At 67.9% G+C, this 10,125-nt stretch carries 8 protein-coding genes; 5 read left to right on the forward strand and 3 right to left on the reverse strand.

The features are described from left to right. Positions 1 to 100: 100 nt before the first annotated feature. The 5 genes from VG561_RS09520 (at position 101) to VG561_RS09540 (ending at position 5,701) form a co-directional block, all read left to right on the forward strand. Positions 101 to 1,120, forward strand: a complete 1,020-nt coding sequence (locus VG561_RS09520; protein WP_049408097.1) for a zinc-binding alcohol dehydrogenase family protein — start codon at positions 101 to 103, stop codon at positions 1,118 to 1,120. A 195-nt stretch (positions 1,121 to 1,315) separates the two neighbouring features. Continuing rightward, entirely contained in the window at positions 1,316 to 1,945 is a 630-nt protein-coding gene (locus tag VG561_RS09525) for a YczE/YyaS/YitT family protein (RefSeq protein ID WP_014646070.1), read from the forward strand. 273 nt (positions 1,946 to 2,218) lie between these two features. Beyond that, complete coding sequence (locus tag VG561_RS09530) at positions 2,219 to 4,249, forward strand: NADPH-dependent 2,4-dienoyl-CoA reductase (RefSeq protein WP_032955884.1); 2,031 nt, start codon at positions 2,219 to 2,221, stop codon at positions 4,247 to 4,249. A gap of 297 nt (positions 4,250 to 4,546) precedes the next feature. Further along, positions 4,547 to 5,005, forward strand: coding sequence for a cell wall hydrolase (locus VG561_RS09535; protein WP_004154513.1), 459 nt, complete (start codon positions 4,547 to 4,549; stop codon positions 5,003 to 5,005). An 84-nt stretch (positions 5,006 to 5,089) separates the two neighbouring features. Then, entirely contained in the window at positions 5,090 to 5,701 is a 612-nt protein-coding gene (locus VG561_RS09540; RefSeq protein ID WP_014646068.1) for a glutathione S-transferase N-terminal domain-containing protein, read from the forward strand. A gap of 119 nt (positions 5,702 to 5,820) precedes the next feature. Here the strand turns inward: VG561_RS09540 and VG561_RS09545 are convergent, their stop codons facing one another. The 3 genes from VG561_RS09545 to prpE form a co-directional block, all read right to left on the reverse strand. Continuing rightward, positions 5,821 to 6,876, reverse strand: a complete 1,056-nt coding sequence (locus tag VG561_RS09545; RefSeq protein ID WP_049406569.1) for a suppressor of fused domain protein — start codon at positions 6,874 to 6,876, stop codon at positions 5,821 to 5,823. A gap of 46 nt (positions 6,877 to 6,922) precedes the next feature. After that, the gene (locus tag VG561_RS09550) at positions 6,923 to 7,426 is read right to left on the reverse strand and encodes a hypothetical protein (RefSeq protein WP_046429081.1); all 504 of its coding nucleotides are present in this window, start codon (positions 7,424 to 7,426) and stop codon (positions 6,923 to 6,925) included. A 216-nt stretch (positions 7,427 to 7,642) separates the two neighbouring features. Beyond that, complete coding sequence (gene prpE / locus VG561_RS09555) at positions 7,643 to 9,523, reverse strand: propionate--CoA ligase (RefSeq protein ID WP_014646065.1); 1,881 nt, start codon at positions 9,521 to 9,523, stop codon at positions 7,643 to 7,645. Between the last annotated feature and the right edge of the window lie 602 nt (positions 9,524 to 10,125).

Below are 10,125 nucleotides of genomic sequence, written 5' to 3' on the forward strand. Positions count from 1 at the left end.
AAACCGACATACTGCGCAGCACATTGCATCGCACGGTTCAGCAGGTTTGCGGAAACGTGAGGAACCTTATGATGGGATCACGAACCCAGCCGGAGCCGTGATGAAAGCCGTCGCCCTGAGTCGTGAATACGCACCTGCCCTGCGTGATGTCCTGCTGCCGCCGCCGCTGCCTCCTCGCGGCCGCGATCTGCTGGTGCGGATCGAAGCGGTATCGGTCAACCCCGTCGATGGCAAGCAGCGGGCCGCTACCGATCCGGCCACCCTTGAGGTTCCCCGGGTGCTCGGCTGGGACGCCGCCGGTGTGGTCGAAGCCATCGGTGACGAGGCCAGCCTGTTCGCCTCTGGTGACGAGGTCTACTTCGCCGGTGACGTTACCCGGCCGGGCTGCAACGCCCAGTACCAGTGGGTGGACGAGCGCCTGGTCGCCCGCAAGCCGACCACGCTCGATTTCGCCGAAGCCGCCGCACTACCCCTGACCACGCTGACCGCCTGGGAGCTGTTGTTCCAGCGCATGCCGCTGCATCTGGATGATCGCCGCCATGGCGGCCAGCACCTGCTGGTGATCGGCGGTGCGGGAGGCGTGGGCTCGATGGCGATCCAGCTGGCCCGCCATGCCGGCTTCGAGGTGATCGCCACCGCCTCGCGCGAGGCCTCGATCGACTGGTGCCGGCAGATGGGGGCTACGCATGTGATCGACCATCGGCAGCCGCTGCAGCCCCAGCTGCAGGCACTGGGCATCGACGCAGTGCAGGTGGCGCTCAACCTGGCCGACACCGATCACTACTGGGACGAACTGGGCCAGCTGCTGGCACCACAGGGCCATGTCGGCCTGATCGTGGAGCCGCGTGGCGCACTGCGCATCGGCGATCCGTACAAGGCCAAATGCATCGGCATCCATTGGGAGTTCATGTTCGCGCGCTCGCGCTTCGCCACCGCCGACTGCATCGAACAGCATCGCATCCTCAGCCGCGCCGCCAGCATGATCGATGCCGGCCAGCTGCGTGGCACGCTCAGTGAAACGCTGGGCACGATCAATGCGGCCAACCTGGACATCGCGCATCAGCGCCTGGCCAGCGGGCACACGGTGGGCAAGCTGGCGCTGGTGGGCTGGGACAACTGACGCCGTGATGTAGGCCGAGCCCACGCCAGGCTGCTACGCCTGCCGCCACCAGCAGAGCACGGGCGCGGCCCTGCTCAACCGCCCGCCTGCAGGATCGGCGCTGCCTGTACCAGCGGATTGGCTGGGATCTGTATCTATGGGCTCAAGGAAATCAGGGATACGGTGGAAACAGATCTCCCCTCCCCCGAGCCCACCATGCCTACCGCCCTGCCCCTGCGCCTGCTGCAACTGATCACCGGCCTGTTCCTGTATGGCTTCGGTGCCTCGCTGATGATCCGTGCCGCCATCGGCGTGGCGCCCTGGGACGTGCTGTCGCAGGGCATCGCCGCACAGACGCCGCTGTCCTTCGGGCTGGCGACCAATGTCATCGGCGCACTGGTGCTGTTGCTGTGGTGGCCACTGCGCCAGAAGCCGGGCGTCGGCACGGTGCTCAACGTGATGCTGATCGGTCCCTCCGCACAGTTCGGGTTGTGGCTGCTGCCACCGGCCATCGGCGTGGGCTGGCAGCTGGCGATGTTCTGTGCAGGCATGCTGCTGGTCGCGCTGGCCACCGGCCTGTACATCGGCGCCCGCCTCGGCCCGGGACCGCGCGATGGCTTGATGACTGGCCTGCATGCCCGCACCGGTTGGCCGATCTGGAAGGTGCGCAGCCTGATCGAAGGCAGCGTATTGCTGCTGGGCTGGTGGCTGGGCGGCAATGTCGGCCTCGGCACCCTCGCCTTCGCCCTGCTGATCGGCCCGCTGTGCGGCGTCACGCTGGGCTGGTTCGGGATCGGCCGCCCCCCGGTCGTACCCGCCGCTGCCCGGCAGCCGCAATCACCCTGAGCTGCCCCGAATGCCGGCCAGCGGCCGGCACTACCGCCCCCGGAGTTCGGGGGCAGCGCCGCAGGCGCGGGGGGGGTGGAGGCCGGTAAGTGGGGCCCGCGATTCGCGCAGCGAAACGCGGGAGCGACAGCACGCATGTGCCGAGCGTACCCGGCCAGCGGCCCGCACTATCGCCCCCGGAGTTCGGGGGCAGCGCCGGCGCCATCCAGCGGCCCTTGCCCCGGCCGCCGTTTCGCGGCACGCTTCGCGCTTCCGTACGCAAGCGTATCGATCATGTCGCCAGCCAACGAAAGCGCCTATCCCCATCTGTTCGCCCCGCTGGACCTGGGCTTCACCCAACTGCGCAACCGCGTATTGATGGGCTCGATGCACACCGGCCTGGAGGATCGCGCCCGCGACTTCCCGCGGCTGGCGGCCTACTTCGCCGAGCGCGCCGAGGGCGGCGTCGGCCTGATCGTCACCGGCGGCTTCGCACCGAATGTGGTCGGCTGGCTGAAGCCGTTCGGCGGCAAGCTGTCCTGGCCCTGGGAAGTGCGGCCGCACCGCCAGCTCACCGCCGCCGCGCACCAGCACGGCGCGAAGATCTGCCTGCAGCTGCTGCATGCAGGCCGTTACGCCTATCACCCGTTGTCGGTGGCACCGTCGAAGCTGAAGGCACCGATCAACCCGTTCACCCCGCGCGCGTTGTCGGCCAGCGGCGTCGACCGGCATATCGCCGATTACGCACGCAGCGCCAAGCTGGCCCGCGAGGCCGGCTACGACGGCGTGGAAGTGATGGGTTCGGAGGGCTACCTCATCAACGAATTCATCGCCCCGCGCACCAACAAGCGCACCGATGCCTGGGGCGGCGACGCGCGCCAACGCATGCGCTTCGCGGTCGAGATCGTACGCCGCATCCGCGAGGCCTGCGGCCCGGACTTCATCATCATCTATCGCCTGTCGCTGGTGGATCTGGTCGACGACGGCAGCAGCTGGGAAGAAATCGTGCAGCAGGCGCAGGCCATCGAGGCGGCCGGCGCAACGATCATCAATTCCGGCATCGGCTGGCACGAAGCGCGCATTCCGACCATCGCCACCTCGGTGCCGCGTGCCGCCTTCGCCGGGGTCACCGCCAAGCTCAAGCCGCATGTGAAGGTGCCGCTGGTGGCGACCAACCGCATCAACATGCCCGACGTCGCCGAGCGCATCCTCGCCAATGGCGGCGCCGACATGGTGTCGCTGGCACGCCCGCTGCTGGCCGACCCGCAGTGGCCGAACAAGGCCCGTGCCGGCCGCGCCGAGGCGATCAACACCTGCATCGCCTGCAACCAGGCCTGCCTGGACCACGTGTTCGAGAACAAGCTGGCCAGCTGCCTGGTCAATCCGCGCGCCGCGCACGAGACCGAGCTGGTCTATCGCCCCACCGCTGCGCCGAAGAAGGTTGCGGTGGTCGGTGCCGGCCCCGCCGGCCTGGCCTGTGCCACCGTCGCTGCCCAGCGTGGCCACCAGGTCACCCTGTTCGACGCCAATGATGAGATCGGCGGCCAGTTCAACGTGGCCAAGCGCATCCCCGGCAAGGAAGAGTTCCACGAGACCCTGCGCTACTTCCGCCACAAACTGGCCGAAACCGGTGTGCAGCTGCGCCTCGGCACCCGCGCCGATGCCGCCCAGCTGACCGGCTTCGACGAGGTGGTGCTGGCCACCGGCATCACCCCGCGCAAGGTCGATTTCCCCGGTGCCGATCACGCCAAGGTGGTCAGCTACCTGGACGTGCTGCTGGGCCGGGTCGAAGTGGGCGCCAGTGCGGCGATCATCGGCGCCGGCGGCATCGGCTTCGATGTCGGCGAATTCCTCAGTCACGCCGGCGAGTCCCCCTCCCTCGACCCGCAGCGCTGGATGGCCGAATGGGGCGTGGACAGCACCTTCGAGGCCCGCGGCTCACTGGCCAGGCCGGAGGTTGAAACCTCGCCGCGCCGGCTGTGGCTGCTGCAGCGCAGCCCGGGCAAGCCCGGCGCGCGCCTGGGCAAGACCACCGGCTGGATCCATCGCGCCACGCTGAAGGCCAAGGGCGTGCGCATGCTCGGTGGCGTCGAGTACCTCGGCGTGGACGACGCGGGCCTGCGCATCCGCGTGGACGGCAGCGAACAGCTGCTGCCGGTCGACCATGTGGTGATCTGCGCCGGGCAGGAACCCAACCGCGCGCTGCAGGCCGAACTGCAGGCGGCCGGCATCAACGCGCAGCTGATCGGCGGTGCCGACGTGGCCGCAGAACTCGACGCCAAGCGCGCCATCGACCAGGGCAGCCGGGTTGCCGCCGGGCTCTGATGAGCGCCTGAATGGGGGGCGGAATGTGATTTCCGTCACCCTCATTGAACCTGAATGTCAAGCCGAGCGGTTCACGATGCGTTCGGCTACGCCCCCCTACCTTGCGCCATCTTTCCGCTCACCAGCCAGTTTCCGGTGAGCCGGCGCAGCCCCACGATCGGTACTGGTCGTTTCTTTTGGGGCTGCCCAACGGGGCGGCCCCGATGGCCGCCTCCCCATGACGCCAAGTCGTACCCCGCCTCCTGTCGCCCTGCGCACGGAACCGGAGGGTGCGGCCCATACGGAGCAAGGAGTTATATGAAACTGGCCTGGATTCTCTGGCTGTCGCAGTTGTTGCCGCAGCCGGCCGCTGATTCACTGTGTTTGAGCACCACCGTTTACCTGGAAGCCCGCGACCAGACCCTGCGCGGCCAGCAGGCCGTCGCCGAGGTCGCACTGCGCCGTCTCGACAGTGGCCTGTGGGGCGACTCGATGTGCCAGGTGGTCACCGCGCGCAAGCAGTTCGCACCGACCATCGTCTCCCCCGGCACCCAGTTGGGCAACGACGCGGCCTGGAGCGAGGCAATGAACGTGGCCTTCGACGCCGAGCGCAACTGGGCGCTGCCGGCCGGCGAGCGCCGCGAGATCGTGCCCGGTGCCAGCCACTTCGCCGCGCTGTCCATTGCCAGCCCGAACTGGCGCAATGCCTACCAGGTGGCCACCATCGGCGATCACACCTTCTATAAGGTGCAGAACCTCAAGCCGCGGCAGTCGTAACGATCCGTGCCGGCGGCAGCGTTGCCGCCTGCCGGCAGGCTCTGGGATAGTGGGCGTTTCCCGCCCGCATCGCCTGGAGTTCCCATGAAGCTGTACAGCAAGCCCGGTGCCTGTTCCACCGCCGACCACATCGCCCTGCAGTGGACCGGCCAGCCGTTCGAGGTTGAACTGCTGAACAAGGACACCCTGAAGGGTCCGGAATTCCTCAAGATCAATCCGGCCGGTGCGGTGCCCGCGCTGGTCGACGGCGACTTCGTGCTGCTGCAGAACGCCGCGATCATGGGCTATATCGCCGACAGCTTCCCGCAGGCCGGCCTCGGCGGTGACGGCAGCCCGCGCCAGCGCGCCGAAGCCACCCGCTGGCTGGCGTTCGTCAATTCCGACGTGCACCCGGCCTTCTCGCCGCTGTTCGCGCCGGGCAAGTTCATTGCCGACGAAGGCCAGTACGACGCGATCCGCGCCGCCGCGCACAAGCGCCTGCGTGGCCTGTTCGAGACCGCTGACAGGCAGCTGGCCGACAAGCCCTGGCTGGCCGGCTTCCGCAGCTTCGCCGACCCGTACTTCTACATCACCCTGCGCTGGGCCGCCGGCACCAAGGTCGACCTGTCGGGCCTGGACAATCTGGCCGCCTACAAGGCACGCATGGATGCCGATGCCGGCGTGCAGGCCGCGCTGAAGGCCGAAGGCCTGGCCTGACCTTGGTCAGGGGTCAGAGCCGTTCGCGTGGCGGACGGATCTGACCCCACCGGCCACCAGACGGGGTCGGATCCGCCTGCGCAGCAGGCGGCTCCGACCCCTCGATATCATTCGCGCGATCAGCCGATCTGGCGGATCACTTCCCCCTTGGCATCGCGCAGGTAGGTCGGCACCACTTCGATGCGCAGCGCCCCCGCCACCGGGTAAACCCCGCGCTCGGCGCGCACCCCTGCCAGGGCCTGCAGGCCCGCCTCGTCCAGTGACCAGCGCGCGCTGTCGGCGGATACGTCCGCCGCTTCACCGCCCCCATGCGCGATGAACTCCCACTGCCGCTCGCGGCTGGCCAGTTCCAGCGATTTGCCGTGGCGCAGGCGCAGCGGCAACAGTTCGCACACGCTGGCGACCTGACCGGCGCCGAGCACCAGCGTGGTGACGCCCGCCTCCTGCCGCCAGTCCAGGGTCTCGATGAACAGCATGCCGGTGCTGGAACCCTCGCGTTCGCTGCCGGCCTGCACCCGCTGTGCCAGCGCAGGGTCCTCCAGCAGGTTGTCGCGATGCAGATCGCTGATCCACAGCGGCATCGCCGGCAGCAGCGCCTGCAGCACGCCACGCGTCGACCAGCGCTTGACTGCCTCCATCTCCTCATCGGTCAATCCGACCAGCTGCAGGAACTGCAGATGGCCGTTGGCCGTGTCCCGCGCCGGCAACTGCGGGTCCGCAATGAAGGCCAGATGGCACAGCCGCGTGCCGGTCTCCAGCGCGATCGGACCGTTAGCGTTGAGGTGATGGCCATCCTCGAACACGTTGCCACTGCCGAACACGTAACGCGCCAGGTTCTGCAGCAGGTTCATCGGCCACACCGGCGGGGTGCTGCCGGCGTTCTCACCGGCCTCGGCAGCCAGACGGAAGGTCAGCTCGAAGCCATAACCGCTGGCATCTGCATCACTGCTCTCCTTGGCGTACAGCTCGGAGAAGCCGTAGGTGATGTAATGCCAGTGCGGTACCGGCGCATCCGCCCAGTACACGCTGATGCCATCCAGTGGATCCTGGCCACCGAGCGTGTACGGAAGCGCGGTGCCGAAGTGACGCGGCTCCTGGCCGGCATACAGCGGCGCCAGCGCCGCATTGATCGCGTCCCAGCCTGGGGTGTCGGTGTCGTCGTGGTCGTCCTGCACGCGGGACTCCTTGTAGGGAAGTGAACCGATCACTTTACGCGGTGGCTCAGGCCTGCACGACCTCACTGCCAGCGTTCAGCACCGCCGACTGGGTTTCCTGCCACCAGCGCTGCGCCAATGCCGGGCTGCGCGCCTTGCCCACCGCCGCCAGCAACTCCGGGCACAAGCGCTCCAGCGCCAGCGCATCGGTGCAGCGTTCGATCTTCAACTGCATGAAGTAGCCCTTCAGGCCCAGGTGGCGGCGCACCGCCTCGCTCATCGCGTCGTACAACTGCTGGTACAGCGCCGGGTCCTGTTCGCGCCCGGTGCTGATGCCGCGCGCCGGCGCCACCTCTGCGCTTCCGCCGATCACTTCGATCAGGCCCTGTGCTGACAATTGCTCCAGTGCGTCCGGTGGTGCCCGCAGGCCTTCGAACAGGCCACGCAGTTCGGTGTCGTTGCGATGGCCATCGACCATCAGCAGGATCGAACGCAGTGCCGCCGGCAGGCGCCGGCTACGGTCTTCGATTTCCTGACGGCCAGCAGCCGTCTTGGCGTGCAGCAATGCCATTGCCTCCCCCTCGCTCGATGCGCAATGCCGGCGCGCCCTCGCGGGCACGCCCCCCTGTGTTGCCATCTCCGGACGGCACGCGCGTTCCCCGGCGCGAGCCGCGTATTGCAGGTCGATGACAGGCCGAGCTTAGCGCAAGTACTGCGGGTAGTGCCGGCCGCTGGCCGGCAACCTCGGGGTGGATGGGGGTGCCGGCCAGTGGGCGGCACGTCCGGATCAACGGCCCAGCGCCCGGCGGATCTCCTCCAGCGCGCCGGGGTCGTCCAGCGTCGACAGGTCACCCGGGTCGCGCTGCTCGGCCAGCGCCTGCAACGAGCGCCGCAGCAGCTTGCCCGAACGGGTCTTGGGCAGCGCATTGACCACGTGCACGTGCGCCGGGCGGGCCACTGCGCCGAGCGAGGTGGTCACCGTGGCCATCATCTCGGCCACCACTTGCGCCGGATCCTCGCCATCCAGGCCCTGCTTGAGGGTGACGAACACCAGCGGCACCTGCCCCTTCAATTCGTCCTTGACCCCGATCACGGCAGCCTCGGCCACGCGCGGGTGGCTCGAAATGGCCTCTTCGATCTCGCGCGTGCCCAGCCGGTGCCCGGCCACGTTGATCACATCATCGGTACGGCCGAGGATGAAGGTGTAGCCATCGTCGTCGCGGATTGCCCAGTCCAGCGAGCTGTACAGCAGTTCCTTGAAGTGGCTGAAGTAGCTCTGCAGGAAACGGTTGTCGTCGTTCCACACCGTGCTCATGCAGCCCGGCGGCAACGGTGGCGACACCACCAGCACCCCCTTCTGCCCCGGTGCGACTTCCTCGCCGGTGTTCTCGTCGATCACCTTCATCCGGTAGCCGAGGTTGGGGAAGCCCGGCGAACCGAAGCGCACCGGCTTCATCTCCAGGCCCGGCAGCAGGGTCAGCGCCGGCCAGCCGGTCTCGGTCTGCCAGTAGTTGTCGATGATCGGCTTGCCGAGCGCTTCGCTGATCCAGTGCGCGGTCGGTTCGTCCAGCGGCTCGCCGGCCAGGAACAGGTATTTCAGCGCGCGCAGGTCGTGGCGATGGATGAAGTCCGCATCGTGCTTCTTCAGCACGCGGATGGCAGTGGGCGACGAGAACATCGTGCGCACGTTGTACTGCTCGCACAGCGCCCACCAGATGCCCGGGTCCGGGTTGGTCGGCAGCCCTTCGTACAGCAGCGAGGTGCAGCCGCCGATCAGCGGGCCGTACACATTGTAGGAATGGCCTACCGCCCAGCCGACATCGGAAGTGGAGAACATCACCTGCCCCGGCCTGCAGTCGAACACGGTTTCCATCGACTGTGCCATCGCCACCGCGTAGCCGCCGACATCGCGCTGCACGCCCTTCGGCTTGCCGGTGGTGCCCGAGGTATACAACAGGTAGCTCGGCTCGCTCGATTCCAGCCACTGCACCGGCACGTCGACCTCACCGATCTGCGCACGCAGCGCGGCGTACTCCACATCGCGGCCCGGCACGCGTGGTTCGGCGGCATCCAGTCCGCGCGACACGATCAGTACGTGCGGCGGTGGCGACGTGGCTTCGGCGCAGGCTGCATCGACCATCGGCTTGTACGGAATCAGCTTGCCACCGCGCATGCCGGCATCGGCGGCGATCAGCAGCTTCGGCTTGGCATCGTCGATGCGCAGCGCCAGGTTGTGCGCGGCGAAGCCACCGAACACCACCGAATGCACCGCACCGATGCGCGCGCAGGCCAGCATCGCGAACACGGCTTCGGCCATGTTCGGCATGTAGATCACCACACGGTCACCGTGACCGACGCCGAGGTGCTTGAGCACGGCAGCGAAGTCGTTCACTTCCCGATACAGCTGGCGATAGGTGATCTCGCGGGTGCTGCTGGTCTCGGTGGAAATGGCAACCAGCGCGAGCTGGTCGGCGCGCTCGGCCAGATGGCGGTCGACGGCGTTGTAGCAGAGATTGGTTTCACCGCCGACAAACCAGCGCCGGAACGGCGGGTTGCTGTAGTCGAGTACCTGCTGCGGCGGTTTGTGCCAATGGATGCGCTTGGCTTCCTCGCCCCAGAAGGCCTCCGGCTCGTCGATCGAGCGACGGTAGGTTTCCTCGTAGTTCATGACGCAGCCCTCCCAGACAAAGTCATGGGTTCGAGGATAGTCCGGCGCTGCCGCGCGGGCCGCCCTACCTTGGTAGGGGGTGGGGTTTTCATGCAGGGCTGCGCCCTGCGCCCGCGGTAGTGCCGGCCGCTGGCCGGCAACCTCAGAAGCAACAGCCGAAGCAACAGCGGGTTTCCCGTGGGATGGCGAGGTGGGTTCGGTTGCGGGGGACGCCGTGAATCCGTCCATGGAGGCTCGGTCGCCGCATCCATGCGGCTCACGCCCCCGCAACCGGACCCACCCCGCCTTCGACAGACTTCCGCGATCTGTCGGAGCACGGGGTCGGATCCCCAGATTCAATATTCAATTCGATATCTGACAGAAAAATCGTGTCGACCAAGGTCGACACCTACCAAGACCAACAGCGACAGCCGTTACCAACCGCCGCAGGAATCTGTCGGGGGTGGGGCGGTGTGGGTTGGCAGGACCGTTGGCGCCATGGGTGAGGGCGCTTTGCTTGCGAAGCACTGCTTTGCAAGCGCCCGAACGCACAGCCGCCAGCGGCTGGGCCGGCCCCCGGAGGGGGGTTTACGGCGTGTCCTGCCAACCCACACCGCCCCGCC

The sequence above is a fragment of the Stenotrophomonas sp. CASM110 genome (assembly GCF_049384345.1).
Lineage (GTDB): Bacteria > Pseudomonadota > Gammaproteobacteria > Xanthomonadales > Xanthomonadaceae > Stenotrophomonas > Stenotrophomonas muris.

Bases quoted from the DNA above. Each gene is read 5' to 3' on its own strand.
- VG561_RS09520 (WP_049408097.1), top strand. From the start codon at position 101: ATGAAAGCCGTCGCCCTGAGTCGTGAATACGCACCTGCCCTGCGTGAT.
- VG561_RS09525 (WP_014646070.1), top strand. From the start codon at position 1,316: ATGCCTACCGCCCTGCCCCTGCGCCTGCTGCAACTGATCACCGGCCTG.
- VG561_RS09530 (WP_032955884.1), top strand. From the start codon at position 2,219: ATGTCGCCAGCCAACGAAAGCGCCTATCCCCATCTGTTCGCCCCGCTG.
- VG561_RS09535 (WP_004154513.1), top strand. From the start codon at position 4,547: ATGAAACTGGCCTGGATTCTCTGGCTGTCGCAGTTGTTGCCGCAGCCG.
- VG561_RS09540 (WP_014646068.1), top strand. From the start codon at position 5,090: ATGAAGCTGTACAGCAAGCCCGGTGCCTGTTCCACCGCCGACCACATC.
- VG561_RS09550 (WP_046429081.1), bottom strand. From the start codon at position 7,426: ATGGCATTGCTGCACGCCAAGACGGCTGCTGGCCGTCAGGAAATCGAA.
- prpE (WP_014646065.1), bottom strand. From the start codon at position 9,523: ATGAACTACGAGGAAACCTACCGTCGCTCGATCGACGAGCCGGAGGCC.